The organism is Bradyrhizobium sp. SZCCHNGR1005, from assembly GCF_032489995.1.
Classification (GTDB): Bacteria; Pseudomonadota; Alphaproteobacteria; order Rhizobiales; family Xanthobacteraceae; genus Bradyrhizobium.
Genome location: NZ_JAUEZC010000003.1, coordinates 376,603 through 402,799 on the forward strand (window position 1 = coordinate 376,603; position 26,197 = coordinate 402,799).

The following is a 26,197-nucleotide window of genomic DNA, read 5'->3' on the forward strand; positions in this document are numbered from 1 at the left end:
CCTTCGCTCTACTGCCAGAATATCCGTTCCGGATCGAGGTTCAGCTCGTGCAGAGCCGCGGTCAGCCGCTGATGCACGCTGTGCAAGTCCCACGCGCCTTTGCCGTGGTCTTTCCAGAGCAGCCGCCACATCCCGTTCACCCGATCGTGGCAGAGCAGTGCGACATCGACGATGCCGCCGGCCTTGTCGATATTGCGCGAGCAGCACGGGCTTTTGATATGATAGCCGTCGGTCGCCGGCTCGACGAAAGGTTCGACATAGCGATACCGCTTGCGCGATTTCAACGCGCGCTCGATCCGCTTGCGATCCAGTTCGTTCGGATGCGCAGGAATGATCGGCAAAGATTTGATCGCGATGGCAGCCATGGCGCATTGATCTCCCTAGAGCGGGACGATCTCCTCTTCCAGGCAGCCGACAACCAGCCGTTCGCCGAACTCCACCAGATAGATCGGCATGTTGGCCTCGGTGTGCGTCCCGACCTGCACGATCTCGCCCGTATCGCCGATGCCGACCAGAAGACCTTCCGGCGGCGCATCGGGGAACGATCCATCGTTGCGCAGATCGATCAACGCCTTCACGCGCTGCCCCCACTGATATTTCGGCTGGCGTGGTTCGATCATGACTTGGTTGCTCCCGGCAGCGGCAGTTCGTCATCGAGCTCCTCGCGTGGAACCGCGAGTTCGAGCTCCTTGCGCTTCATTCCGACGCGGTTGCCGCTTTCAAGGAACTCGACGCCGTAGATATAAAATTGCTGCAGGAATGTGCCGATGCTGACGACGTAGCCAATCTCACCCTTCTTCGCGAGGATCTCGCCAATTTCCTTGCCGGCGTAGGTACCGTCGTTGCGGATCGTCCGTTTCGCCTTCACCTTCTCGCCGAAGCCGAAGAAGGGCGGCGCGGACAACTCGACGACATCGCTGTCTCTGACGATATTGCTCATGCCGGTTTCTCCATCGGCAATCCCGATCGATTCTGCAGCCTGTTGCGGACCATCTCCTGCACCAGCGGATCCTCGTCGTCCGCCAGTCCCGACACTTCGCGCAATGGAATGCGGCTCGCGACCTCGTAGCGAACCCGCCAGTCGGGATCGTTGCGCATGACAGTCAAAAGATCAGACGACAGGCGCTCCGCCACCTCCAGCCTGACCCGTGGATCCGGATCACTCGCCGCACCGAGCAGCCAGTCGGAAGGAATACGCCGCGCCACGACGCGGCGCACCTCGGCTTCCGGATCCCCCATCATGCGTCCGAGCACGGACGGAACGATCCGGCGGGCGACGACGAGCCGGACGTAATAGTCCTCGTCCATCATCATCGGCATCAGATCTTCGGGGTCGATGACGGTGGCAATGCGGATTCGCACTTCACGATGCGGATCGTTGCGCAGCCGCAGGACCAGGCGCTTCGGCAGCCGTCGCGCCGCGTTCCAGCGGACCGTCTCCTCGGGGTCGTCGAGCAGCGGCGGCAGATGAAACAGGCTGGCATGCTTGGCCGCGATCGCGCGCACCTCGAAATGCGGGTGCTTGACGTAATCGTTGGCCAGTGCCGGATTCCAGTTGAAGAAGCGATCGATCCGGCGGGCGTAGCGGTCGTGGACACACGCATGCTTGAGCTTGCAGCCGCCGAAGGCGCGCATCGCGTCATGAGTGCAGCCGGCACAACTGATCTCGTTGCCCTGCCAGTCGATGGCTTCGTCGATGTCGTCAGTCATCGTCCAGCCCCACACGGTCGACGACGTCGAGCAACACGCGCGCACCGACCTTGTCGCTTGGATCAAGCTCGAGCAGCTTCTGCACGGCCAGCCGGCCTTCCACCAGATTGCCGAGCCGCATCTGCAGATAGGCATAGCCCTTCAGAGTGAAGAGAAAGAAGCGGGGCAGGATGTTCCCATAATCGCCGAAGTCCGCATGGGTGGCGCGAACGTCACGCCAATGCGGCGGGAGCCGGTTTTCCACAGCGGCCTTGGCGAGGCACTGCTTCGCGATCTGCAGTGCCTCGGCCAGCCGTCCCTTGTAGAAGTAGAACCGGTAAAAGCCGATCAGGACGGCGGCATGATCCGGCGCCAGCGACCTGGCCTGCTTCAGATGGTCCTCCGCCACGTCGTCGAGATGGTAGCTCAGGCCCGCCTGCCACAGATGATACTCGGCCTCCTCCGGCAGGCCGCCACCGAGCAAGGCGTCGGCAAGCAACGCATCCTCGATGGCAGACTGCGAATTGGCCCGGGCATCCGTGGTCATTTGAGCCTTCCCCTGCTACTGCAGCGCCTTTTCGGCGTGGCTTGAACACGACACCTGCTTGGGATCGTGGAACACGAGGCCGGTCTGGGCCGCGGTATCCACGAAATCGATCGTTACGCCGTCCAGCAGCAGCCGGCTCTCCGCGGGCAGGAACAGGCGCACGCCGTCGCGTTCGACCACGGCATCGCCAGTGAGCGGCGTGCCGACCACACTGATGTCGGCCGCGAGCCCGGAGCAACCACCGGGCGACACCGCCAGCCTGAAGCCGCTTCCCGCCGCTCCGTCGATGCGCAGCATCATCCGCATGAATTTCTGCGCCGCGGGCGTGATCGTAAAGTTCATCGATCTCTCCCTCTTTAGGCCGGCGGCTGATAGCGCGGAAAGGACGTGTCGATCACACAGGTGTTGTCGACCGGGCAGACCGCGGCGCATTGCGGCTCATCGAAATGACCGATGCATTCGGTGCACTTCTTGGGGTCGATCACGAACGTGCCGTTCTTCTCCGAGATCGCCACGTTCGGACATTCGGGCTCGCAGGCCGAGCAGCTCGTGCACTGCGAGGCAATGATCTTCAAAGTCATCGATTGCTCCTGTCGAAAGGCTCGGCGGCGCCCCTGGCGCCGCCGAGATCCAGATTTACGCCGCCGAGATGAGTGCGCCCTGGCGGATTTCGGCGTCACCGCGCACGACGTGCGCCATCTCTCCACTATTGACCTTTTCGAGGTATCCCTTGAACCAGGCGATCGCGGACTTCTCGATGAACTCATGCGCATACTCGTCGACCGGCTCGATGCCTGCCGCGATCAGATCGCTCTTCGGGCAACCGCCGATCTTGGCCACGAATACCGCGTGACAGTCGTTGATGGCGCGGATCACGGTCTCGAGACTGTCCTCGTCGCCATAGCCGCCCTGGCAGTACAGATCGACGCGGCGATGACCGACGAACTTCGCGCCAGCGGTGGAGAGCTCGTAGACCTGGAACTCCTTGGCGTGACCGAAATGCTCGTTGATCAAGCCAGAGCCCTTGGTCGCGACCGCAACCAGCAGCTTGATGTCGCTGGACTGACCTGCGAGCGAGGCCAGCTCCTCCTGCTTTGCGACGACCTTGGCGACGCGCTCCTCCTCGACCGCAGCCTGGTAGGCTTTGCGCGAATCGATGTCGTAGTTCACCTCCATCGCCATGATCTTGTCGGTGGTGAACTCGGCCGAGCGGTCTTCGCCAAGCAGGCCGACGGCGTCGGCACGGCACTGGCGGCAGTGCCGCATCATGTTCATCTCGCCTTCGCATTCGTCCTGCAGCGCTTTCAGCTCCTGCGCCGTCGGACCACGTTGGCCGGTGAGGCCAAATACGGTGCCGTGCTCGGGCGAAGAGATCAGCGGCATGATGTTGTGCAGGAAGGCGCCGCGCGACTTCACCGCCTTGTTCACCTCGACCAGGTGCTTGTCGTTGACCCCCGGGATCATCACCGAGTTGACCTTGCAGAGGATGCCGCGCTCGGTCAGCATCTCCAGCCCCTGCAGCTGGCGATCAGTGAGCAGCTTGGCCGCCTCGACGCCGGTGTAGCGCTTGTGCTTCCAGAACACCCAGGGATAGATCCTCGCGCCGATCTCGGGATCGACCATGTTGATGGTGATGGTGACGTGGTCGACGTTGAAGCCCGCGATGGTATCGACATGGTCGGGCAGCGCGAGGCCGTTGGTCGACAGACACAGCTTGATGTCGGGCGCAGTCTTCGCGATCAGCTCGAAGGTCTTGAAGGTCTTCTCGGGATTGGCGAGCGGATCGCCCGGGCCGGCGATGCCGAGCACCGTCATCTGCGGGATGGTCGAGGCGACGGCGAGCACCTTCTTGGCGGCCTGCTCAGGTGACAGCTTCTCGCTGACGACGCCCGGACGCGACTCATTGGCGCAGTCATATTTGCGGTTGCAGTAATTGCACTGGATGTTGCAGGCAGGCGCCACGGCCACATGCATACGGGCGTAGTGGTGGTGCGCTTCCTCGCTGTAGCAGGGATGGTTCTTGACCTTCTCCCAGATTTCCGGCGGCAGGTCGCCCTCTCCCGCCCCCGATCCGCAGCTCGCTTTGCCGCTACCGCCCGAGGTGCCGCAGCCCTTGTGTTCTGCGATGGTCTGCATGACGGCGCTAAGCTTCTCGCCGTCCGGTATCGTCGCCTGTTCGTGCTGAACTGATGCGTCCATGTCCGCTCCTTACGTTGCTGGCGAGCCGCAAACCGCCTTACGGGATGTTGAGCAACTCGCGTGCCACGCCGCGGACACCATCATTTTGTCGGACTATCAACGTGTTAGCAAAACCACGGCGCCTGTCGCCTTGCCAACATGCGAAGGCCTCGCGCTCGCGTCCATGTTAGAAACGTTACAGACTGCCCAGCGCGACCTTGGCCGACAGCAAAACAGCGCGGCCTGCGGCCGCGCTGTTCGAGGTTCCAATAACAGCAGCGCTCAGGCGCCGATGATGATCTCGGTGGCACGCGCCAGCGGAATGGCAATCGGTGTCAACCGCTCGGCGATGAAGAATTTCAGCTCGTTCTTCGAGAGTGTGTCCGGCTCGACCAGGACATAGTGCTCGGAGCCCGAGCGCTTGATGACTTGGCGGCCGTAGGTCCGCAGCAGCTGGTCGTTGAAGCGGCAGCCGATGAACAGAAAGCTGCGATCGGCCCGCCGATCCTTCACCGCGTCCGGAATCGGCGTCTGGATGTCGATGTCGGTCAGCACTTCGACATAATCGGCATCGGTGATCAGAAAGTTTTTCGCGGGCGTGATGCCGCCATGCGGCTTGTAAAGCAGCGTGGTCCAGCTCGGCGCCTTGTCGCGGTCCGCTTCGGTCCCCGATGCATCATAGAAGCGATACCAGCGGTCCTCGCCGATGCCGGCCCGGGTGATGCCCTGCACCTCGCCCCAATTGGCGCGAGCAGCGAGCGCCTCGCGCATGGCACCGTCATACCAGCTGTCGACGATCATCGGCAGTGGCAGCGATGCCAGATGCTGATGCAACGGCGTCGGCGGCACCGGCGTCGCAAACGCCTCCGCCATCAGCGAGGTGACGGTCGAACGATGACGCGTGCTCTCGATATGCTGCGCGGAGGCCCAGGCATTGCCCTTGGCCCGCCGCGGCAGCGCGACCTTGGTGCCGAAGAAGGCGGCCAGCGCCTCCGGGCTCATCGGCACCGGGGCACCCGACTGCTCGGACACCGCCGGCCCCAGATACGGCACGACGTGGCCGACCCTGAGCCGCTGGACCACGTCCTTGAGCAGCGCTTCAGCGTCGGCCTGCTTGATGATGTCGATATGAGGGAGCGGCGCGTTCATCACTCGTCCCCCTCGTCACCGCGCTTGCGCGCATTGATCGTGATCGGAAGCCTCGTGTCCTTTGCCATCTCGGGTAGGTCGAGCACCCAGCCGTTGGCGATGCGGATCCAGCCGCCCCAGAGGGTCTCGTGCTCGACCTCGACGATCGGCTCCTCCAGATCCTTTTTCGGCACGTAGATCGAGAGGCCCGTTTCCGGCGAGCGGCGGATCATGACTTTCATTGCGTGAACTCCGTGGGTCGTAATGCGTCCGCCGATTGCGAGGACCGATGCTGCTGCCAGGATGGCGAGGTCTCGCGCAGCCTGCCGATGATCTCGGGCAGGACGTGCAGGACACGCTCGACATCGTCGATCGTATTGTCGCGCGACAGCGAGAAGCGAACGGCGCCGCGCAACAGGTCGGGCGGCACGTTCATGGCGCGCAGCACATGCGACGGCTCCATCGAGCCGGATGCGCAGGCCGAGCCGAGCGAGGCCGCGATGCCAGCCTGGTTCAGGCGCATCACGATCGGCTCGCCCTCCAGATGCTGGAACGCGATGTTGGACGTGTTCGGCAGGCGATGATCGAGATCGCCGAGCACCGCGCAATGCCCGATCGTCTCGATGATCCCCTGCTCCAGATGGTCGCGCAGCGCGCGGACTCGGGTCTGCTCATCGGCAAGATGGGTGGCGGCGAGCTCGGCTGCCTTGCCGAGCCCGACGATCGCGGGAACGTTCTCGGTGCCGCCGCGCCGCCGGCGCTCTTGTGGGCCGCCTCGCACCAGTGGCGCGAACGGCGTTCCTTTCCTCACATACAGCGCACCGATGCCCTTGGGCCCGTGCAGCTTGTGTCCGGACAGCGACAGCATGTCGACCCCTGCAGCCTTCAGATCGATCGGCTGCTTGCCGACCGCCTGCACCGCATCGGTGTGGAACAGCGCGCCGCACGCGTGCGCCAGCTGCGCCAGCTCCGAAATCGGAAACAGCGTGCCGGTCTCGTTGTTGGCCCACATCACGGATGCGATCGCGGTGCGTGGGCTCAGCGCATGTTTGTAGGCTTCCAGATCGAGGCTGCCAGCAGTATCGACCCCGATCAGATGAACTGTGATGCCGCGACGATCTCGCAGATATTCGACCAGCGACAGGATTGCGGGATGTTCCACCGCGGTGGTGACGATCTCGTCACGCCCGCTCTGGGTCTCCAGCGCGGACAGGATCGCCGCATTATCGGATTCGGTACCTCCGGAGGTAAAGACGATCTCGTGATCGAAGGCGGCTCCGAGCAGGGCCTGGAGGTGCTTTCGCGCCTGCCGGAGCGCGCCCGCGACCTCGCTCCCGAAGGCATGCGAGGACGAGGCATTGCCGAACTGGTCCGAAAAAAACGGCAACATCGCCGCCACGACCGCAGGATCGGCGCGGGTCGTGGCATTGTTGTCGAGATAGACCGGACGCACGAGCGCTCCTTAATGCCGCGCCTTCGGTGCGCCGGCCACTGGAACCAGCCGGACGAATTCGCCGAGCTTCTCGATCATTCGCGCCTGGATCCCCTCCAGCGTCGCGCTGGCAAGCTTGCAGAAGATGCAGGCGCCGGCGAGCTTCACGAGGATCTTGTTGCCGTCGATCTCGACGAGCTCACAGTCGCCGCCGTCGCGCTTCAGATTCGGGCGGACCTCCTCGATGACGGCCCGAATGATGCGCTCGCGCTCGCTCATCGCCGCCGGCGCTTCGGTAATGCCCTGGGATTCGACCAGCATGATTTACTTCTTTCGATGTCTGTCAGGATCAGGCGAAGGCCACTTCAGGCGAAAGACTTGCCGCAGCCGCAGCTCGATTTCGCGTTGGGATTTTCGAAGGTGAAGCCGGAGCCTTCCAGCGCCACGACGAAATCGATCGTGGTGCCTTCGAGATATTCGAGGCTCTTGTGATCGACGAGGACACGCACGCCTTCGCGCTCGATCACGGTGTCTTCCGGCTCGGTGCCGCTGACCAGGCCCATATTGTATTTCAGCCCGGCGCAGCCGCCCGCTTCCACCATGATCCGCAAGCCGTCGACCGGCTTGTCCGAGGTCGTGATCGCGTTACGCACCGCATTGATTGCGCTGTCGGTCAGATTGATCATCATCGCATAGCCCTTGTTGCTTTCGGCCGTTGGCTAAGCGGTTGGCAAGTCTCGTGCCACGCAGCAATTAATTGATCTACCTCAATTTTCCGGTTCGGCGCTGTGACGTTTCCGACGCGTGTCGGGTTTCCGACAGGACAGGTTCATGCCCGCCGGGCCCTGCTGTCGGCGGTCGTTCGGCACAAATCCGACAACGCCGCACGACGAGGGCCAAAACCATAGTCAAAACAGGGCTCAACCGGCTGCGGCAGACAATTTGCATCGCGCCCCTTCGACCGCGCCGTGCGGCGAGACGGCTCATGACACAGGGACATGCGAGGGATTGTTGATGACGACGATGGAGAAGATGGTCGCAATCGAAACCACGGCGCTGGCGCGCCTCGACCAGGAAGGCCGCTTGCTCAACGCGGTGCTGAAGGGGCCGACGACGAAGCCCGGGCGATTTGGCTTCCGCGGTGACATCGCGCTCAAATTCCAGGCTCAGGTCGCCGACGAGAAGCGGCCGCCGGACTTCTCGGTCGAGCAGGTCCTGACGGTGGTCCAGGACGGCGAGAGCACCATTCCGGTGCTGGCCGGCTACATCCATTCCCTCGCCTATCTCGAAGCTGCGGCTGAGGTTTTGAACGACCTGCTGCGCCCCGACGGCAGCTACTTCATGTTCTGCAACAACATCGACCTCTTGGTGAAATACCGCATCAAGATGGGCGACATCACCTTCTATGTGCTGCCCTGTGACGAATCCACAGTGTGGAAGGAGATGCTCGATCTGCTCTCGATCGACAAGAACGACATCAAGAAGCTCGATACCGCGGGCAAGCTCGATTACGTTCTGGACGCGGCCAAAGGCTACAGCGAGCCGTTCGAACTCGTCGCCTATGCCGACGCCCTGGCCAAGATGGAGCCGGTCAAGAACCGCAACGAGAACCGCCCGGTGTAGGCCGGGCTGATCCGTTCAATTCTCCTCGTGCTCCTCGTCGGGGAGGACCTCGTCGTCCTCGACGAGCGTCACGCCGGTGACGCAGATATCGTCATCCAGCAAGGCCAGTGCCACCGGCGTCAGGCTCTCGCCCTTGCAAGGCCCGTCCACACAGGTGCCGGTGCCGATCTCGAACAGCGATCCATGCTTGCCGCACAAGATGCGCAGCCCGTTCGGATCGAGGAACTGATTGCGCTCCCAGTCGAGATTGACCTTGTCATGCGGGCATTGGTTGACGTAGCCGAACACCTGCTTGCCCCAGCGCACGACGACGATCGGCCACGGCCGCTTGGTGCCGTCCTCCTCGACGATCATCAAATTGAAACCCATGGCGCGGCGGCTCGGGATGTCATTAATGCTGCAGATCGCGTAAGCGACGTTGGTGGTCATGTCGGTCCTCGTCCTTCAATGGTGTTCCCGAGATCGGCCGGCACGAACCATCGCACCGCCCCGATCGGCTCCACTCGCGATCGGCGCTGCAAGATTCGCGCAACTCCGCAGCCGAGCCACAGTCTGCCAGTGCGGCCATGACGAACTGGCACAAAACTTGAAAATTTCGATCTCAACACCTTTGTGTAAGGAGATCGACATGAACGTTGCGCTGGATTTCGTCGAAAGCTCGCTGGATGACATCAAGACCGCCCTGGATGGCGGGACACTGACGGTCTATTCGGTGGCGCGCCCCATCACGGCCGACAAGGCGGTCGATCGCAGCGGCGTACTCGCGACGTTCACCTTCGGCTCGCCGGCGTTCGGTCCGTCCAAGGATGGGCTGGAAGAACCTAATTTCGTTGCGGCCTCGGTGCCCGCCTCGACGGTCGGCACGCCCGGCTTCGCTCGCGCCCGCAAGGCGGACGGCAGCACCGTGGCGGATTTCTCCGCCGGCCCGGGCGAGCGCGAGATCAAATTTGCCGAAGTGTCGTGCTCGCCGGGCGCGCCGGTCAAGATTGCGAGCTTCAAGATCATCGCCGAGGGTGGCTGGCCGGAGCGGCCGGAATACTACGATGCACATCCGCGCCCCGGCTATGCGATGCCGAAAACGCTCTGAGCACGGTCCAAGACCCGTGCCGCCTGTCCCCTTTCATGTTCGCGACATCACGAGCCAACACCCATGAGCACGGAAGCCTGTGACGCCCTGGTCAGCACGGAATGGCTGGCGGCGCATCTGACGGATCCCGAGGTCAAGGTCCTCGATTGCACCTGGCATCATCCGAGCACCAATCTGGATGGCCGCACCCAATATCGCGGCCGGCATCTGCCGGGCTCCGTGCATTTCGACATCGATCAGGTCGCCGACAAGTCGACCGCGTTGCCGCACATGCTACCGAGCGCAGAGGATTTTGCGCACAAGGTCGGGCTGCTCGGCATCGGCAATGCGGATCGCGTGATCGTCTATGATCGCCTTTATGGCGGCGCGGCCGCCGCGCGGGTATGGTGGATGTTCCGCGTATTCGGGCACGACAACGTTGCGATGCTCGACGGAGGCTTCGGAAAGTGGACCAAGGAAAAGCTGCCGGCGGAGATGACACCGGTGCGTCCCGCGCCGAACAGCTTCAAGGCAAGCTTCAATGGCAACCTGGTCGCCACCGTCGCCGACGTCACGGCCAACCTGCAGACCGGTGCAGCGCAACTGATCGACGCGCGAGGTCCCGGCAAGTTCGACGGCAGTCAGGCCGATGTGTTCGCCTTCCGGCGGCAGGGACATATTCCAGGGGCGACCAATGTGCCCTGGGCCGATCTGGTCGATGCGGATACCGGCGTGCTGCTCGGGCCGGACGCGCTTGCGGCGCGCTTTGCCGCGGCCGGCATCGATTTGAACAAGCCGATCCTGACGAGCTGCGCCTCCGGCATCACGTCGTGCATGGTCGCACTGGCGCTGTATCGGCTCGGGATTCCGAGCGCGGCCGTCTACGACGGTTCGTGGGCGGAATGGAGCCTGACCGACGACACGCCGGCGGCGGCGTGACAATCATACCAGACGGGAGCTGAAGCATGGCAAGGACCCTGGTCAAGACCACTGAAGACGGCCGCAAGCTCGAGGTGGTCGGGCTCGCGATCTGTCTCGATGGCGAGCTCGAAGCCTTCGAGCTGGTCGAAGTGAAGATGCATCCGAACCGGCGGAAGATCTGGCAGGCGGCGCCCGATGCTGCCTACATGGCCGGACGCGTCACCCTGACCAAGGAACAGGCCGAGATCGTCGAGAAGGCGTTCGCGGCCGCCCAGGCGGAGATCCTGGCTAATCCCACCGCGATCAACGAACGGTTCCGGATCGCTGCGATGTGGAAAGCCCGCGAGCAGGGGATCGAGTGACGGGCCTTTACGCGCGTTGAATTCGTCATCGCGAGCGAAACAATCCAGGCTGCTTCGGCGGAACGCCCCCTGGATTGCTTCGGCGCTTACGCGCCTCGCAATGACGGCATGGCGAACTCACGCCTTACGCGGCCAATGCCGTCTGCCCTCGCGGCGGATTCACTGAAAAATCCGGCCGCGATAGCGATAGGCACCGTCGTCATCCATGTCGAACAGCGCCCCGATGTCGGGATGCTGCACCGGCTCACCCGAGACATCCGCGACCAGGTTCTGCTCCGGCACGTAGGCGATATAGCTGCTGTCACCGCACTCGGCGAGCAGATAGTAGAACGGTTGCTCCCTGGTGAGACGCGCATCCATCGTGATGGCGCGCCATCCCTCGTCGTCGGAGAACGCCGGATCGATGTCGAACACCACTCCACGCAGGTCATAGACGCGGTGCCGGGTCACCTGTCCGATCGTGAACTTGGCTTCGATGGCGCTCATGCCGAACTCGCTGATCTCAAGGCGCAGGCGTATGGGTCTGGCAGTTGGTCGGACAGACACGGGCGCAGGCGCCGCAGCCGATGCAGGCACCAGTGTCATTCATGACCATGATCTTCTTCTCGACCTCGTCGTCTTCATCGTCGTCGAGTTCGACGAACTCGCCTTCATCGTTGATCCCTTTCAAGGTCATGACCTCGCGGCCACAGACCTTGTAACAGCGGCCGCAGCCGATACACTTTTGGGCATCGATCGCGACCAGATAATCTGGCCGCCAGTCGCGGCCGTCGCGAGTTGCATTCGACATGACGCTCTGTCCTTCTTGAACCACGTGGAGCGGATCAGGCAGCCTCGAGCTTCTTCAGCTCGGCACGCTTCTTCTCCAGTTCGGAAAACGCCTCGTGCGCCTTCTGCGCGGTCGGGAGAATCTGATCCCAGTTGATCGGGAGCTCCTCCGACAGATCATGAAGGTTCATCTTGGCCTGCATCGCACGTGCGGAAAGCTTCTTGATTTCTGCTTTCAGCGTTTCCAGGTCGCTCATCGCTTCTCCTCGCCGTTCTCAGTAGTTTGCGACGTCTTTGAACTTTTCGATCATCTCGACGCCGGACTTGACGAACTTGTCCCCCTCGTCGGCGAGCTTGCCGAGATTGTCGAAGCCGAAACGATGCACGTCACGGAGCTGCTTGTTGACGACGATCAGGCGGCCCCCGATCAGCACCATGCGACCAAAACCTTCATGGCTCATCTTGAGCATCGGCGAGATCATCACGCCCGTCGCCCTCTCGATCGAGAGTGCAACCGCGTTGTAGAACAGCTCCATCCGCCAGATCGTTTCGGGATCTGGATCTCCGATGATCGGCAGCGCCCGCCGCTTCTCCTTGTCCAGGATGTAGGGATCGAGCAGATCGACGTCGCTCTTACCCTCCCAGGCGCCGTGGGTGTCCTGCGCCCGCCAGATCTTGATCAGTTCCTTGACGAAAGGCCGCTCCAGATCAGGCACGGCTTCGATTACGACCGCTGTATCAGACATGATTGATCCTCATTCCTCGAAATCGAGTACGCGCTCCTGGCCCTTGGCCAGCGCCTTGCGCAGCCAAGGCGGCGGGTTGCCCTTCAATACATCCTGCAACTTGCCGAGCAGATCGGTGATCTCTTCGGGCTGATTGACTTTCATCGGATGGATGTTGTTGGCGACGACACGCGCAGCCCCCGAGCCGCCGATCGCGGCGACGTAGAGGATGGCGCAATCCTTGATCGCGTCGATCTTCGGCGCGAGCTTATCCTCGTTGCCATCCTCCTTCAGGTCGCCGTCGAACTCGACAGCTTCAACGAAGCGATGTCCTTCCGGGTTCACATCGTAGATCGCGATGTTCTTGGCCCAGCCGAAATGCGCGTCGACCCTCTTCAAGTCCTGGGTAGCGAATGCGACCTTCATGCAAGCGTCCTTTCTCTTGAAGTGGGCGATCAGTGCAGCGGCGCGACGACTGGGGAGTCCGGCTGCGCTCCAGCCGTCTCGTGCCAGGCATCCCGCCAGGTATCCGGGGTCGGCTGACGATTGTCCTCGCGATCGGCGATCACGAGGTTGGCCAAGGTGAAGATCAGGTCGCGGGTGCCGCGATAGCCGATCGACATCAAATGGCCGGCGCCGAGCCGATCGAACATCGGAAAGCCGACGCGATAGAATGGGATTTTCAGGCGCGCTGCCGCCTGGCGCCCATGCGAATGCGTCATCATCAGCTCGCACGCGCGGTCCTTGGCCTGGTTCTCGAGATCCTCAAGGTCGCCGATCAGGACCTCCTCGCACGGCATGCGCTCGAGTACCGGCGATTGGGTCGTCGTGATCGCCACCGCGATCTTGGCGCCCATCTCGTGCAGCATGCTGGAGACATCGAACAACAGATCCGGCTCGGCGCCGATCGCGAGCTTGCGGCCGCCGATGTGGAAATGCGCATCGAGCATCGCATCGGCCAGCTGGCCGCGCTGCCTTCGATATTTCGCCGGCACCGGGCGTCCCGAGATCTCGCTCAGGAACGTCATGAACTCGTCGTTCGGCAGCAACCCGCAGAGACGCTCGAACAGCCGGTACGGCACGCCGGTCTTGGCCTGCATGGCTTCGGCCGCCCGCTTCATCTGCGCGCCGATCGCGATCGTCCAGGCCGACCGGCCCATGGTCGCAATCTCGTCGATGCCGATACCGCCGATCGTGGTCGGCACGAAATCGTCCGGGATATGACCGTCAAGGGAGCCGCCGAGATCGGGGAGGAAGGACGGCTCCAGCCCGAAATCCTCGAAGATAGTCCGCAGCTCCTCGATGTCGCCGGGCGTCAGATGGCAGCCCGGCAGCACGTTGACGCGCGCCGGATCGCGGCGGGTCGAGGTCGGAGTCTCGACCAGCACCTCGATCATCTTGGCCACGGTCTTGTCCCAGCCGTCCTGGAACGCATCCTTGAAATCCGGAGTCGAGACATAGACCAGCGGATAGTCGGCCAGCTGCGGATGCTTCTCGCGGATCAGCTTGATGTAGCCGTCGACGTCATCGCCCTTGGTCTCGGTGACGCCGGTGGAGCAGATGCCGATAATCTCGGGCTTCTGCCGCTTATGGATGTTCAAGATCGCCTGCTCGACGTTCTCATAGCCGCCGAGCACGGTCGCAACCTCGCTCATCGCTGTGGTCTGCATCGGCACCGCTTCCTTGAAATGGCGCACGAACAGCGTCAGCCCGAACGAGGTGCAGCCCTGCGAGCCGTGCAACAACGGCATCGCGCCGCGCAGCCCGAGAAAGGCGAAGGCGCCGCCGATCGGCTGGCTCATCTTGAGCGGATTGACCGCGCAGGCCTTCTTTCCGATGGTGACCTTGGCCATGGCGAGCGCCCTACTCCGCTGCCTGCAGCAGGTTTGTGGGCGCGTTCATCGCGGCCAGAATATCCTCGACCCGGACCGCGCAGGCGCCGCAGCCCCCCGAAGCGTTGGTATGCTGCTTGACGCCGGCGACGTCGGTCAGGCCATGGGCCTTGATCGCATCCTCGATCGTGCCGAGATCGACCGTCTTGCAGAAGCAGATCTTTTTGGCCCGCCGTGCGGCTTCGGCCGCGACCGGGTCGGCCGCGAGTGCGGCTGCTTCGGCATTGGCCTGGGCGATTGCCCTGGCCTGCCAGTTGCTATCCGCTTTCTCCCAGGGCGCCGGCTTGCGCAGCTGCTCCCACATCGGGTTATAGATCGCCTTGTCGATTTCCTCGACCAGCTTCACCATGCCGATATAGCCCATATAGGCATGGGAACGCTCCTGGTTGATGTCGAGCCAGGGCATCGCCGCCTTCAGCGCCACGAATTGCGATTTGCCGCCGGACAGCATGATGTCGGCCTTGGCGTCCTTGAGCATCTTGTACATTTCGCGGGGCGCCATATCGTCGATCATATGCGCATCCTGGCCCATCAGCTCCTTGATGCGCTCCTTGTCCTCCTTGGTCGACTTTTTGACCGATGTGCCGACCAGCTCCATGCCGGCCTCCTGCAGCGCCGCCACCACCGACCATGACTTCACGCCGCCGGTGATCAGCAGCACCTTCTTGCCGGTGAGCCGCTTCTTGAAGGGCTCGATCGCAGCCCACGCCTTGGCCTCTTCGCGCGCGATCACGGCTTCGGTCCGATCGAGCAGATCGGACGGTGCGCCGCGCTCGACCAGGAGCCGCGCGATCTCGCGCAGCGAGTCCGAGGAATCCTGGATGCCGTAGAACGAGCCTTCGAAGAACGGAATGCCGTAGCGCTCCTCCATCTTGCGGGCGACGTTGATCATCGCCTTGGAGCAGACCATCATCGCCGCACGCGCACGATGCGAGGACGCCACCTCCTTGTAGCGGCCGTCGCCCGAGATGCAGGCCGAGATGCGGATGCCGAGTTCGTCGAACAGCGGCTTCACCTGCCAGAGTTCACCCGACAGGTTGTATTCGCCGATGATGTTGAGGTCGTAGGGCGTGGTGATTTCCGGCTCGACCGTGCCGATCACGTGCTCCAGCAGCGCTTCGCCGGCGAGCTTGTTGCCGAGGTTCTTCGGTCCGACGAAGCCGGGCGAATTGACGGGAATGCACGGCTTGCCGAACTTGGCCGACGCCGCCTTGCACACGGCGTTGATGTCGTCGCCGGTCATCGCCGGCACGCAGGTCTGATAGACGAAGACGGCCGGCGGATCGTATTTCTCGATAATCTCCTTGATCGCCTTGTAGAGGCGCTTCTCGCCGCCGAACACCACGTCCGTCTCATTGATGTCGGTGGTGAATCCGGTGCGCCAGATCGAGGAACCGGATGATGCCGCGCCACGGTTGTCCCAGGAATTGCCCTCGCAGGCGATCGGACCATGCACCAGATGGGCAACGTCGGTGAGCGGCTGGAGCGCGATCTTGGCGCCGTCGAAGGCGCAGCCACCGGCCGCGCCGCCCGGCTGCAGCTGCTTGGTGCAGCCCTTCTTGCGCTCGGCTTCGGACTTGTTGGCGTTCTTACCGCAACCAGGCTCGTTGAAGACGTTCTGGATGGTGGCCGAAAGCGAGCTCATTGGCTTCTCCTGTTGACGGACCGTAGCGCCTTCGAGCACGGCTCAGACAATCAGCTGTCTTCCCCAAGAGCCCTGCCCTGGTCAGAGCCGGAGCGCGGCGGCCATGCCACCGCGCTCCGTCGCGTCTTAGCGGATGATGTCGAAGCTGTAGTCCGACTTCGCCGGCACGTTGGTGTTGCGATCGATCTCGTCGAAGATCTTGTCGAGGATCGTAACCAGCACGTTGAGGCCGCCCTGATAGCCCCACACCGGATAGCGATGCTTATGGTGGCGATCGAAGATCGGGAAGCCGATGCGGATCAGCGGCGTTCCGGTATCGCGCTCCAGATACTTGCCGTAGGTGTTGCCGATCAGAAAATCGACCGGCTCGGTGAACAGCAGCGAGCGCATGTGCCAGAGATCCTTGCCGGGATACACGTGGCAGTTCTTGCCGAACGGCGAGCTGTCGAAGACCGCCTGCACCTTCTCGGCCCAGTCCCTGTTGCCATTTGTGGCAAGCACGTGGGTCGGCTCGGCACCGAGTTCGAGCAGGAACGAGGCCAGCCCGAGGCAGAGATCGGGATCGCCGTAGATCGCGAACTTCTTGCCGTGGATGTGCGCGCTGGAGTCAGCGATCGCATCGACCAGGCGGCCGCGTTCGAGCGCGAGCTCTTCCGGGATTTCCTTGCCGGTAATGCGCGACAGCGCCATCACGAACGCATCGGTGCCGGTGACGCCGACCGGGTGGTTGAACGCAACGACCTCCTGGCCGTGCGCCTTGATGAGCGGCAGGGTCTTCTCGGTGCAATATTCCTGCATCGAGATGGTCGCCTTGGCGTGGATCGCGTTGGCGGCGTCTTCCAGCGTCGTGCCGCCGGCATACATGCGGAACTCGCCGTCGGTCGGGGTGTCGAACACATTCTCGTTGTCGCCGAGGATCGTGTAGTCGATACCCATCACCTTGAAGATGCGCTTGATCTCCCGGAGGTTGCCGACGGTGTAGCCGTCGAAGCCGCCGATGAAGTTGATCTTCTCGTTCGGCTGGCGCTCGAGCTTCGGCGCGGTGCCAGCCTTGCCGTCCCAGAAATGCTCGATGATGCCCTTGAGCGCATTGTCGTAGCCGGTGACATGGCTGCCGACGAAGGCGGGCGTGTGCGCGAACGGCACGTCGTATTCGGCCGGCACCGAGCCCTTCTCCTTGGAAGTCTTGATGAACGCGTTCAGGTCGTCGCCGATCACTTCCGCCATGCAGGTGGTGGAAACCGCGATCATCTTCGGCTTGTACATGTTGTAGGTGTTGGCAAGACCGTCGATCATGTTGTTGAGGCCGCCGAACACCGCCGCGTCCTCGGTCATCGACGACGACACGCAGGAGCTCGGCTCCTTGAAGTGGCGCGACAGATGGCTGCGGTAATAGGCCACGCATCCCTGCGAGCCATGGACGAACGGCATCGTGCCTTCGAAACCGACGGCGACGAACACGGCGCCGAGCGGTTGGCAGGCCTTGGCCGGGTTGACGGTCAGCGCCTCACGGGCGAAATTCTTCTCGCGATATTCGGGCGTCTTGGCCCATTCGCGCACCCGCTCGACCTCCGCAGGATCGCGCGGATTTTCGAACATCTTCTTCTTGTTGGCCAGCATCTGCTGGTATTCGGGACCACGGAAAAGCTCGAAGTGATCGAGCACATGTTCGGCACTTTGTGTCATGGGACAACCCTCTCAATTTCCTGTGTCGATCGGGAGCACCGGCCCTCCGCCGATGGAGGGCCGGGCCGTGGAGCTAGTTGCGGTTACTCGGCTGCCTGCAGGAACGGCTTCGGCGCCTGCTTCCAGGGAGCCTTGGCCATCTTCCAGATCGGCGAGTTGATGGCCATGTCCATGTCGCGGGCGAAGATCGCGAACCCGTCATAGCCGTGATAGGGACCCGAGTAGTCCCAGGAGTGCATCTGGCGGAACGGTACGCCCATCTTCTGGAATACGTACTTTTCCTTGATGCCCGAACCGACCAGATCCGGTTGGATCTTCTCGACGAACTTCTCGAACTCATAGCCGGTGACGTCGTCATAGATCAGCGTGCCGTCCTTGACGTAGTGCTGGGCGGTGCGCTGATAGTCGTCATTGTGCGCGAACTCGTAGCCGGTTCCGACGACCTCCATGCCGAGGTCCTCATAGGCCCCGATCACGTGACGCGGACGCAGGCCGCCGACGAACAGCATGACGGTCTTGCCTTCCAGGCGCGGCCGGTACTTCGCGATCACGGCGTCCATCAGCGGCTGATACTTGGCGATGACGCGCTCTGCACCTTCCTTGATCTTGTCGTCGAAATAGCTGGCGATCTTGCGCAGCGACTCCGCGATCTTGCTCGGCCCGAAGAAGTTGTACTCGCACCACGGAATACCGTACTTCTCTTCCATATGGCGCGAGATGTAGTTCATCGAGCGGTAGCAGTGCAGCACGTTGAGCTTCGCCTTCGGCGTCGCTTCCAGCTCGGCGAGCGAACCGTCGCCAGACCACTGGGCGATCACGCGCAGGCCCATCTCCTCGAGCAGGATGCGCGACGACCAGGCATCGCCGCCGATGTTGTAGTCGCCGATAATCGCGACGTCATAGGGCGACGGCTCGAAGCGCGCCGGGGCATCCGGGGCGATCTTGTCGAACACCCAGTCCCGGATCGCGTCGTTGGCGATATGGTGACCGAGCGACTGCGACACGCCGCGGAAGCCTTCGCAGCGGACCGGCACGATGGTCTTGCCGTCATACTCTTTCGACTTGCTCTTGGAGACCGCCTCGATGTCGTCGCCGATCAGGCCGATCGGACACTCAGACTGCACGGTGATGCCGTTGTTGAGCGGGAACAGCTCCTGGATCTCGTCCATGATCTTGGCAAGCTTCTTGTCGCCGCCGAAGACGATGTCCTTTTCCTGGAAATCGGAGGTGAACTGCATCGTCACGAAGGTGTCAATACCGGTCGTGCCAATATAGTAGTTGCGGCGGGCCGCCCAGGAGTACTGGCCGCAGCCGACCGGACCGTGGCTGATGTGGATCATGTCCTTGATCGGACCCCACACCACCCCCTTCGAACCGGCGTAAGCGCAGCCGCGGATGGTCATGACGCCGGGGATCGACTTGATGTTCGACTTGACGCCGCAGTCGGACTTGCCGGACTCATGCACGTTCAGGTGCTTGGCACGACGCTTGGCGGTCTTTTCCGGATAGACCTTCAAGACCTCTGCGATCAATTCCTTGTTGCGTGCCTTGATCTCGGCAACGCTTTGTTTCTCGATGACGCTCATCTGGCTTTCCTCGATGATACGATTTGCGGACATCCACCCGGCCCTCTCGCGAAGGGCCGGGCGGCCTGTTTGGATTTAAGCCGTTGCGGCGAGGTCGGCGGCAGTCTTTCCGATCTGGGACTCGTCGACCGCTTTCATGATGCCGTGCTCCATCAGCATGTCTTCGAGCTCGTCCATCGTGATCGGGGTCGGGATGATGCCCTTGCCGGCATTGTTGTGAATCCGGGTCGCGAGTTCCCGGTAGTGGCCGGCCTGAACCGAATCCGGCGCATATTCCAGCACGGTCATGCGGCGCAGCTCGGCATGCTGCACGATGTTGTCGCGCGGCACGAAGTAGATCAGCTTGGTGCCGAGCTTCTTGGCCAGGGCTTCCGCCAGCTCCAGCTCCTTGTCGGTCTGGCGCTCGTTGCAGACCAGGCCGCCGAGGCGCACGCCGCCCGAATTGGCGTACTTCAGAATGCCCTTGGAGATGTTGTTGGCGGCATACATCGCCATCATCTCGCCGGACATCACGATGTAGATTTCCTGCGCCTTGTTCTCGCGGATCGGCATCGCAAAGCCGCCGCAGACCACGTCGCCGAGCACGTCGTAGGACACGTAGTCGATGTCCTCATAGGCGCCGTTCTCTTCCAGGAAGTTGATCGAGGTGATCACGCCGCGGCCGGCGCAGCCGACCCCCGGCTCCGGACCGCCGGACTCGACGCAGCGGATGTTCTGATAGCCGACCTTCATCACCTCTTCGATCTCGAGGTCCTCGACGCTGCCCGCCGCAGCCGCCAGGCTCAGGATCGTGTCCTGCGCCTTGGCGTGCAGGATCAGGCGGGTCGAGTCCGCCTTCGGGTCGCAGCCGACGATCAGGATCCGGTGGCCCATCTGGGCCAGCGCCGCCAGCGTGTTTTGCGACGTCGTCGACTTGCCGATGCCGCCCTTGCCGTAAAATGCGATTTGTCGCAGTGACATTCTGCTCTCCATCAACCGATTGCCAATGTCCCGCATGCGCCTGGCATGACGAGACCGCGTCCTCTCTCTTCGAACCGGCAGACGGGTTATTGGGAAGGAGAGCATCGCTCGTCCGAAGCGTCGGCGTGCACTCAGCCCTCAACCTTTGCCTGGCAACCCGTTTTGCAACCGACGTGCCAGAGCGACTAAATCGTTAAAACACCCGCAGTTATAAGGAGATGCGAAATTACTTCGGGTGCGAAACAGGTTGTTGCAAACCCGACATCGAAGGCCCTCACCCGACGCGCCGGAAGCGCGCTGTCCGAAACGACACAACAGCGTCTGGCGGTGCGTTTGAGCCGTTTCGGCACCGGCCCGTCGAGAGCGGCCGCGCATCCAACCCGGTCTCGGCTCCGCACACGGTATGGAGTTTGCTTGCCTCGGCATGAAGCGATGACGAGGAGATTGCGATGCTCAAGATGGCCCAAACTGCCGCCGCCGGCCTGCCCGATATCGAGGACATCATCGAAAACTTCTCGCTCCTGGACGATTGGGACGATCGCTACCGCTACGTGATCGAGCTCGGCCGCGGGCTCATTCCGCTATCCGATGCCGAGCGCAGCGATGCCAACAAGGTGCAAGGCTGCACCAGCCAGGTGTGGCTTGCGACCGCCGTGCAGCGCAGCCCGGACGGGCCGGTGCTCGATTTCGTCGGCGACAGCGATGCCCATATCGTCCGCGGGCTGGTCGCGATCCTGCTCGCGATGGTCTCGGGACGCTCGGCCTCGGAGATCCTGAGCGCCGATCCGGTCGCGCTGTTCGAGAAGCTCGGCCTGCGCGAGCATCTGACCCCGCAGCGTTCCAACGGCTTCCGCTCGATGGTCTCCCGCATCAAGACCGACGCACAGGCGGCGCTGGCGGGGGCTTAGATCATACGAGAGTTCCGTCATTGCGAGGCGCTCTTGCGCCGAAGCAATCCAGGCATTTCCGGGTGGATAGACCGGATTGCTTCGCTCGCAATGAGCCGCGGCGACTATCTCAGCTTGTCAAAGGATGCGTGCGTCGATCACGCAAGTCGAAAGCGTCAGCCTTCGTCATTCAGGAAAAGAATTCCTGCGCCTTCTTCAGCGCGCGCACCAGCGCGTCGACCTCGTCGCGGGTGTTGTACATCGCGAAGGACGCCCGGCACGTCGCGGTCACGCCGAACCGTTCCAGGAGCGGCATCGCGCAATGGGTGCCGGCGCGGACGGCCACACCCGAGCGATCGATCACGGTCGCAAAATCATGCGCATGCGCGCCCTGCATCTCGAATGAGACGATCGCGCCCTTATCGGCTGCATTGCCGATGATGCGCAGCGAATTGATCTCGCGCAGCTGCTCGGTCGCGTAAGTGACGAGATCGCGCTCATGCGCTGCTATCCGCTGCTTGCCGATCGAGGCGACGTAGTCGATGGCGGCGCCGAGGCCCGCGGCCTCGACGATCGGCGGCGTGCCGGCCTCGAAGCGATGCGGTGGGTCGCCATAGGTCACCCAGTCCCGGCTGACCTCACGGATCATCTCGCCACCGCCGTTGAACGGCTGCATTGCCGCCAAAAGCTCGCGTTTGCCGTAGAGCGCGCCGATTCCGGTCGGCCCGTAGATCTTGTGGCCGGTGATGCAGTAGAAATCCGCATCAAGATCGCGGACGTCGACCTCGAGATGCACGGCGCCCTGCGAGCCGTCGACCAGCACCGGGATGCCGCGCGCATGCGCGATCTGGATCACCTGCTTGACCGGCACCACCGTCCCCAGCACGTTCGACATCTGGGTGATCGCCACCATCTTGGTGCGCGGGGTCAACAGCTTCTCGAATTCATCGATCAGGAAGTTGCCGTCATCGTCGACGGGCGCCCATTTCAGCACCGCGCCCTGCCGTTCCCGCAGGAAATGCCAAGGGATGATGTTGGCATGGTGCTCCATGATCGAGAGCACGATCTCGTCGCCCGGGCCGATCCGCTCGCGTCCGAACGTCTGCGCGACCAGGTTCACCGCTTCGGTCGCCCCCCGGGTGAAGATGATCTCCTCGGGACTTGCGGCATTCAGAAACGCGGCGACCTTGGCACGCGCGCCTTCATAAGCCTCGGTCGCGGCGTTGGCGAGGTAATGCAGCCCGCGATGCACGTTGGCGTATTCTGACGTGTAGACCTGGTTCATCCGCTCAAGCACCGCCTTCGGCTTCTGCGCCGAAGCGGCATTGTCGAGATAGACGAGCGGCTTGCCGTGCACCTGCAGGCCTAAAATCGGAAAATCCTCGCGGATGCGGCTGATGTCGTAGCTGTCTCCGTTCACCGCCGCATGCATCGCCTACTCCCGTCGCCCAAGCCAGCCCAACATCACGTCGGTCAGGGCGTTCCGCACCTGCTCGTCGGCCGCCCCCTCGATGATTTCGCCGACGAAGGCCTGGATCAGCAGCGCCTCCGCCTCCTTCTCGGGGATGCCGCGCGCCATCAGATAGAAGCGCAGCTCCTCGTCGATGGCACCGGTCGTGGTGCCGTGGCCGCACTGCACGTCATCGGCGAAGATCTCGAGCTCCGGCTTGCTGTCGGCCTCGGCCTCATCGGACAGCAGCAACGCGCGCGACATCATCTTGGCATCGGTCTTCTGCGCACCCGGGCTGACCGTGATCTTGCCTTGGAACACGGCCCGCGCACGGTCGCCGACGACCGCCTTGAAAGTCTCACGGCTCTGGCACTCCGCCGCGGCATGGTCGATCGCCAAGGTCGTATCGGCGTGCTGCGTGCCTTTGAGCAGGCTCGCGCCCTTGATGTCGACGATCGTGCCCTCGCCCGCCAGCCGCAGGAACAGCTGATTGCGGACAACCGCGCCACCGAGCACGAAGCCGAGCTGGTTGAAGCATGCCCGCGCCCCGACATTCGCCAGCAGCGAAGCGACATGCAACGCGCCATCCCCCTCGCGCGTCACCTTGATATGGTCGACACGTGCCTCATCGCCGACGACGAGTTGCATCGCGGTGTTGACCTGGTAGTCCGAGCCATCCGGCCCCTGATGTGTCTCGACGATGGTCGCGCTGGCCCCGCTGCCGACATTGACCAGCGAGCGGGTAAACATCGAGGTCGCCACCCAATTGGTCGTCACGAACGCCACATGGATCGGCCGCGCCAGCGCAGCTCCGGGAGCAACACAGATCACGACGCCGTTGCCGGCCAGCGCCGCGTTCAACGCCAGCGCCGGATCGTCCTCGGGAACGACGGCGCCGAGCCGCTGCGACAGCAGCGGCTGGTCGGATGCCAAGGCATCCGCCATCGCGTGAATGGTGAGACCGGTTTCGAGATCGGCAAGATCGGATAGTTCCGGAACGAATGCGCCATCGACGATCATCAGGCGGCGGAAGCCCACACCGGCGAACAGGTCCTGCACCTCGCGAGCCTTGGCCTTGGCCGCGTCATCCGGGAGCGAGGCGAGCCGCTTGGCTTCCTTCATCTGCCCGCGCAGATCGGTATATTTCCAGGCCTCGATTCGCCGATGCGGCAGGCCGACGGCATTGAAGCGGTCGAAGGCGGCGGAGCGGACCGCGGTGATCTCCTCGCCACCCGGCAAAAACTTGCGCGCGGTCTGGTAGAGGTCGGCCAGTCCCAACTCGGCCTTGGTCTTGCGGATGGCAATGCCCATGGTCGTTATGCCGCTTCGCTCTGATATTGCGCATAGCCGGTCGCCTCGAGCTCCCGGGCCAGTTCCTTGTCACCGGTGCGGACGATGCGACCGGCTGCGAAAACGTGCACGATATCGGGCACGATGTAGTCGAGCAGCCGCTGATAATGGGTGATCACGATCATGCCGCGCTCGGCCGAGCGCAGCGCATTGACGCCGTTCGCCACCACCTTCAGCGCGTCGATGTCGAGGCCGGAATCGGTCTCGTCGAGCACGCAGAGCTGCGGCTGCAGCAGTGCCATCTGCAGCGTCTCGTTGCGCTTCTTCTCACCGCCGGAGAAGCCGACATTGAGCGGCCGCTTCAGCATATCGGCATCGATGTTGAGCGTCTTGGCGACCTCGCGCACCCGCTTGAGCAGATCGGGCGACGATAGCTCCTCCTCGCCGCGCGCCTTGCGCTGGGCATTGAAGGCCGCGCGCAGGAAGGTCAGCGTCGCCACACCGGGAATTTCCAGCGGATATTGGAATGCGAGGAAGACGCCCTTGGCGGCCCGCTCATCCGGCGCCATCGCCAGCAGGTCCTCGCCGTTGAGATATACCTCGCCCGCGGTCACCTCGTAGCCGGGCTTGCCGGCGAGCACATAAGAGAGCGTCGACTTGCCAGCGCCGTTCGGCCCCATGATGGCGTGGATCTCGCCCTTGTTCACGGTGAGATCCAGCCCCTGGATGATCTTCCGCCCACCGGCGATCTCGGCGTGGAGTCCCTTGATTTCGAGCAGGGCCGTCATCGAACACTCCTTCTTTTCACCTTGCCGCGTGGCGGCCTATCCGACCGAGCCTTCGAGCGAGATCGAGATCAGCTTCTGCGCTTCGACCGCGAACTCCATCGGGAGCTGCTGCAGCACGTCCTTGACGAAGCCGTTGACGACCAGCCCGACCGCCTCTTCCTGGCTCAAGCCGCGCTGGACGCAGTAGAACAGCACGTCCTCGGAGATCTTCGAGGTCGTCGCCTCGTGCTCGAACACGGCAGAGGAGTTCTTGGCTTCGATATAGGGAACGGTGTGCGCGCCGCATTTGTCGCCGATCAGCAGCGAATCGCAGGCGGTGAAGTTGCGCGCGCCGCTAGCCTTGCGATGGGCCGTCACCAGGCCGCGATAGGTGTTCTGCGACTTGCCCGCCGCGATGCCCTTGGAGATGATCCGGCTCGACGTGTTCTTGCCGAGATGGATCATCTTGGTGCCGCTATCGACCTGCTGGAAGCCGTTGGAGATCGCGATCGAGTAGAACTCGCCGCGCGAATTGTCGCCGCGCAAAATGCAGCTCGGATATTTCCAGGTGATCGCCGATCCGGTCTCGACCTGCGTCCAGGAAATCTTGGAATTCGGGCCACGGCAATCGCCGCGCTTGGTGACGAAATTATAGATGCCGCCGACGCCTTCGGCATTGCCCGGATACCAGTTCTGCACCGTCGAATATTTGATCTCGGCGTCGTCGAGCGCGACCAGCTCGACCACCGCCGCATGCAGCTGGTTCTCGTCGCGCTGCGGCGCAGTGCAGCCTTCGAGATAACTCACATACGCGCCCTTGTCGGCGATGATCAGCGTACGCTCGAACTGCCCGGTGTTGCGTTCGTTGATGCGGAAATAGGTCGAAAGCTCCATCGGGCAACGCACGCCCTCGGGCACGTAGACGAACGAGCCATCCGAAAACACCGCCGAATTGAGCGTGGCAAAATAATTGTCCGAGGTCGGCACCACGCTGCCGAGATACTTCTGCACCAGCTCGGGGTATTCGCGGATCGCTTCCGAGATCGGCATGAAGATCACGCCCGCCTTCTTCAGCTCTTCCTTGAAGGTCGTGGCCACGGAAACCGAATCGAAAACGGCATCGACCGCGATCTTGCTGCGCGGCGCCGCCGGCTCACTCTCACCATCGCCGGCGGCCGACGGCTGCACACCTTCGAGAATCTCGACCTCGCGCAAGGGAATGCCGAGCTTCTCATAGGTCTTCAGGATCTCCGGATCGATCTCGTCGAGGGAGGCGACCTGCTTCTTCGGCTTCGGCGCGGCGTAGTAATAGAGATCCTGATAGTCGATCTTGGGATAGCCGACGCGCGCCCAGGTCGGCTCCTCCATGGTCAGCCAGCGCCGATAGGCGTCCAGCCGCCATTGCAGCATCCACGCCGGCTCATTCTTCTTGCCCGAAATGAAGCGGATGGTGTCTTCCGAAAGCCCCTTGGGGGCCTTCTCCGACTCGATGACGGTCTCAAATCCGTACCGATACTGATCGACATCGATGTCCTTGACCCGATCGATCGTCTCCTGAACGGCTGCCATGCGTCACTCCGCCTCTTTTCCCTCGT

At 62.8% G+C, this 26,197-nt stretch carries 33 protein-coding genes; 5 read left to right on the forward strand and 28 right to left on the reverse strand.

Annotation, left to right across the window (positions count from 1 at the left end):
• Positions 1-8: 8 nt before the first annotated feature.
• From QXZ85_RS14110 to QXZ85_RS14170, 13 genes are all read right to left on the reverse strand, one after another.
• On the reverse strand, positions 9-365 hold the full coding sequence (locus tag QXZ85_RS14110) for a DUF3024 domain-containing protein (protein WP_315704652.1): 357 nt from the start codon (positions 363-365) through the stop codon (positions 9-11).
• A gap of 15 nt (positions 366-380) precedes the next feature.
• On the reverse strand, positions 381-620 hold the full coding sequence (locus tag QXZ85_RS14115) for a nitrogen fixation protein NifZ (RefSeq protein ID WP_315704653.1): 240 nt from the start codon (positions 618-620) through the stop codon (positions 381-383).
• Positions 617-940 carry a nitrogen fixation protein NifZ gene (locus QXZ85_RS14120; protein WP_315704654.1) on the reverse strand — a complete coding sequence of 108 codons (324 nt, stop codon included), beginning with the start codon at positions 938-940 and terminating at the stop codon, positions 617-619. The genes QXZ85_RS14115 and QXZ85_RS14120 overlap by 4 nt, the downstream gene beginning before the upstream one ends.
• Entirely contained in the window at positions 937-1,710 is a 774-nt protein-coding gene (locus QXZ85_RS14125; protein WP_315741936.1) for a 4Fe4S-binding leucine-rich repeat protein, read from the reverse strand. The genes QXZ85_RS14120 and QXZ85_RS14125 overlap by 4 nt, the downstream gene beginning before the upstream one ends.
• Positions 1,703-2,236: a hypothetical protein gene (locus tag QXZ85_RS14130; RefSeq protein ID WP_315704656.1), complete on the reverse strand. Its 534-nt coding sequence runs from the start codon at positions 2,234-2,236 to the stop codon at positions 1,703-1,705. Before QXZ85_RS14130 ends, QXZ85_RS14125 begins: the two co-directional genes overlap by 8 nt.
• Positions 2,237-2,251: 15 nt before the next feature.
• Positions 2,252-2,578: an iron-sulfur cluster assembly accessory protein gene (locus QXZ85_RS14135; protein WP_315704657.1), complete on the reverse strand. Its 327-nt coding sequence runs from the start codon at positions 2,576-2,578 to the stop codon at positions 2,252-2,254.
• Positions 2,579-2,592: 14 nt separating this feature from the next.
• On the reverse strand, positions 2,593-2,817 hold the full coding sequence (locus QXZ85_RS14140) for a 4Fe-4S binding protein (protein ID WP_315741937.1): 225 nt from the start codon (positions 2,815-2,817) through the stop codon (positions 2,593-2,595).
• Positions 2,818-2,872: 55 nt separating this feature from the next.
• A complete protein-coding gene (gene nifB, locus QXZ85_RS14145; protein WP_315704659.1) occupies positions 2,873-4,435 on the reverse strand; it encodes a nitrogenase cofactor biosynthesis protein NifB in 1,563 nt (520 codons plus the stop codon).
• Positions 4,436-4,696: 261 nt separating this feature from the next.
• Entirely contained in the window at positions 4,697-5,563 is an 867-nt protein-coding gene (locus QXZ85_RS14150) for an SIR2 family protein (RefSeq protein ID WP_315741938.1), read from the reverse strand.
• The gene (gene nifT / locus QXZ85_RS14155; protein WP_315704661.1) at positions 5,563-5,784 is read right to left on the reverse strand and encodes a putative nitrogen fixation protein NifT; all 222 of its coding nucleotides are present in this window, start codon (positions 5,782-5,784) and stop codon (positions 5,563-5,565) included. The genes QXZ85_RS14150 and nifT overlap by 1 nt, the downstream gene beginning before the upstream one ends.
• On the reverse strand, positions 5,781-6,995 hold the full coding sequence (nifS, locus tag QXZ85_RS14160; protein WP_316168531.1) for a cysteine desulfurase NifS: 1,215 nt from the start codon (positions 6,993-6,995) through the stop codon (positions 5,781-5,783). Before nifS ends, nifT begins: the two co-directional genes overlap by 4 nt.
• Positions 6,996-7,004: 9 nt before the next feature.
• The gene (locus QXZ85_RS14165) at positions 7,005-7,295 is read right to left on the reverse strand and encodes a NifU family protein (RefSeq protein ID WP_315704663.1); all 291 of its coding nucleotides are present in this window, start codon (positions 7,293-7,295) and stop codon (positions 7,005-7,007) included.
• 44 nt (positions 7,296-7,339) lie between these two features.
• Complete coding sequence (locus QXZ85_RS14170; protein WP_315704962.1) at positions 7,340-7,660, reverse strand: iron-sulfur cluster assembly accessory protein; 321 nt, start codon at positions 7,658-7,660, stop codon at positions 7,340-7,342.
• 328 nt (positions 7,661-7,988) lie between these two features.
• On the opposite strand from QXZ85_RS14170, the gene QXZ85_RS14175 reads away from it, so the two are divergent.
• Positions 7,989-8,597, forward strand: a complete 609-nt coding sequence (locus tag QXZ85_RS14175) for a hypothetical protein (RefSeq protein WP_316174328.1) — start codon at positions 7,989-7,991, stop codon at positions 8,595-8,597.
• 15 nt (positions 8,598-8,612) lie between these two features.
• Here QXZ85_RS14175 and QXZ85_RS14180 read toward each other — a convergent pair whose 3' ends face one another.
• Positions 8,613-9,026, reverse strand: a complete 414-nt coding sequence (locus QXZ85_RS14180; RefSeq protein ID WP_315704665.1) for a Rieske (2Fe-2S) protein — start codon at positions 9,024-9,026, stop codon at positions 8,613-8,615.
• 199 nt (positions 9,027-9,225) lie between these two features.
• Here QXZ85_RS14180 and QXZ85_RS14185 point away from each other — a divergent pair, with 199 nt between their 5' ends.
• The 3 genes from QXZ85_RS14185 to QXZ85_RS14195 all read left to right on the forward strand — a co-directional run bounded on the left by QXZ85_RS14185 (position 9,226) and on the right by QXZ85_RS14195 (position 10,946).
• Positions 9,226-9,684, forward strand: a complete 459-nt coding sequence (locus tag QXZ85_RS14185; protein ID WP_315704666.1) for a hypothetical protein — start codon at positions 9,226-9,228, stop codon at positions 9,682-9,684.
• A 63-nt stretch (positions 9,685-9,747) separates the two neighbouring features.
• Positions 9,748-10,602 (forward strand): sulfurtransferase, encoded by an 855-nt coding sequence (locus QXZ85_RS14190; RefSeq protein WP_315768369.1) that lies wholly within the window; start codon positions 9,748-9,750, stop codon positions 10,600-10,602.
• Positions 10,603-10,628: 26 nt separating this feature from the next.
• A complete protein-coding gene (locus QXZ85_RS14195; RefSeq protein WP_315704668.1) occupies positions 10,629-10,946 on the forward strand; it encodes a hypothetical protein in 318 nt (105 codons plus the stop codon).
• 159 nt (positions 10,947-11,105) lie between these two features.
• On the opposite strand, the gene hspQ is transcribed toward QXZ85_RS14195, so the two are convergent.
• The 10 genes from hspQ to nifH form a co-directional block, all read right to left on the reverse strand.
• Positions 11,106-11,432, reverse strand: coding sequence for a heat shock protein HspQ (gene hspQ, locus QXZ85_RS14200; RefSeq protein WP_315704669.1), 327 nt, complete (start codon positions 11,430-11,432; stop codon positions 11,106-11,108).
• Between the two features lie 16 nt (positions 11,433-11,448).
• On the reverse strand, positions 11,449-11,736 hold the full coding sequence (gene fdxB, locus QXZ85_RS14205; RefSeq protein WP_315704670.1) for a ferredoxin III, nif-specific: 288 nt from the start codon (positions 11,734-11,736) through the stop codon (positions 11,449-11,451).
• A 34-nt stretch (positions 11,737-11,770) separates the two neighbouring features.
• Positions 11,771-11,971, reverse strand: a complete 201-nt coding sequence (locus tag QXZ85_RS14210; protein WP_315704671.1) for a CCE_0567 family metalloprotein — start codon at positions 11,969-11,971, stop codon at positions 11,771-11,773.
• An 18-nt stretch (positions 11,972-11,989) separates the two neighbouring features.
• Positions 11,990-12,460, reverse strand: a complete 471-nt coding sequence (locus QXZ85_RS14215) for a NifX-associated nitrogen fixation protein (protein ID WP_315704672.1) — start codon at positions 12,458-12,460, stop codon at positions 11,990-11,992.
• 9 nt (positions 12,461-12,469) lie between these two features.
• Positions 12,470-12,865, reverse strand: a complete 396-nt coding sequence (nifX, locus tag QXZ85_RS14220) for a nitrogen fixation protein NifX (protein WP_315704673.1) — start codon at positions 12,863-12,865, stop codon at positions 12,470-12,472.
• 29 nt (positions 12,866-12,894) lie between these two features.
• Positions 12,895-14,292, reverse strand: a complete 1,398-nt coding sequence (gene nifN / locus QXZ85_RS14225; RefSeq protein ID WP_315704674.1) for a nitrogenase iron-molybdenum cofactor biosynthesis protein NifN — start codon at positions 14,290-14,292, stop codon at positions 12,895-12,897.
• Between the two features lie 10 nt (positions 14,293-14,302).
• Positions 14,303-15,976: a nitrogenase iron-molybdenum cofactor biosynthesis protein NifE gene (gene nifE / locus QXZ85_RS14230; protein ID WP_315704675.1), complete on the reverse strand. Its 1,674-nt coding sequence runs from the start codon at positions 15,974-15,976 to the stop codon at positions 14,303-14,305.
• A 126-nt stretch (positions 15,977-16,102) separates the two neighbouring features.
• Positions 16,103-17,662, reverse strand: coding sequence for a nitrogenase molybdenum-iron protein subunit beta (gene nifK, locus QXZ85_RS14235; RefSeq protein ID WP_315704676.1), 1,560 nt, complete (start codon positions 17,660-17,662; stop codon positions 16,103-16,105).
• 83 nt (positions 17,663-17,745) lie between these two features.
• On the reverse strand, positions 17,746-19,248 hold the full coding sequence (gene nifD / locus QXZ85_RS14240; RefSeq protein WP_315704963.1) for a nitrogenase molybdenum-iron protein alpha chain: 1,503 nt from the start codon (positions 19,246-19,248) through the stop codon (positions 17,746-17,748).
• A gap of 75 nt (positions 19,249-19,323) precedes the next feature.
• Positions 19,324-20,220, reverse strand: a complete 897-nt coding sequence (gene nifH / locus QXZ85_RS14245; RefSeq protein WP_315704635.1) for a nitrogenase iron protein — start codon at positions 20,218-20,220, stop codon at positions 19,324-19,326.
• 437 nt (positions 20,221-20,657) lie between these two features.
• On the opposite strand from nifH, the gene QXZ85_RS14250 reads away from it, so the two are divergent.
• Complete coding sequence (locus QXZ85_RS14250) at positions 20,658-21,116, forward strand: SufE family protein (protein WP_315727680.1); 459 nt, start codon at positions 20,658-20,660, stop codon at positions 21,114-21,116.
• A gap of 169 nt (positions 21,117-21,285) precedes the next feature.
• Here the strand turns inward: QXZ85_RS14250 and QXZ85_RS14255 are convergent, their stop codons facing one another.
• From QXZ85_RS14255 to sufB, 4 genes are read right to left on the reverse strand one after another with little or no spacing between them, the layout of a single operon-like run.
• Positions 21,286-22,527: a cysteine desulfurase gene (locus QXZ85_RS14255; protein WP_315727679.1), complete on the reverse strand. Its 1,242-nt coding sequence runs from the start codon at positions 22,525-22,527 to the stop codon at positions 21,286-21,288.
• A 3-nt stretch (positions 22,528-22,530) separates the two neighbouring features.
• On the reverse strand, positions 22,531-23,856 hold the full coding sequence (sufD, locus tag QXZ85_RS14260) for a Fe-S cluster assembly protein SufD (RefSeq protein ID WP_315704679.1): 1,326 nt from the start codon (positions 23,854-23,856) through the stop codon (positions 22,531-22,533).
• A 5-nt stretch (positions 23,857-23,861) separates the two neighbouring features.
• A complete protein-coding gene (gene sufC, locus QXZ85_RS14265; RefSeq protein ID WP_315704680.1) occupies positions 23,862-24,623 on the reverse strand; it encodes a Fe-S cluster assembly ATPase SufC in 762 nt (253 codons plus the stop codon).
• Between the two features lie 36 nt (positions 24,624-24,659).
• Positions 24,660-26,171 carry a Fe-S cluster assembly protein SufB gene (sufB, locus tag QXZ85_RS14270; RefSeq protein ID WP_315704681.1) on the reverse strand — a complete coding sequence of 504 codons (1,512 nt, stop codon included), beginning with the start codon at positions 26,169-26,171 and terminating at the stop codon, positions 24,660-24,662.
• Between the last annotated feature and the right edge of the window lie 26 nt (positions 26,172-26,197).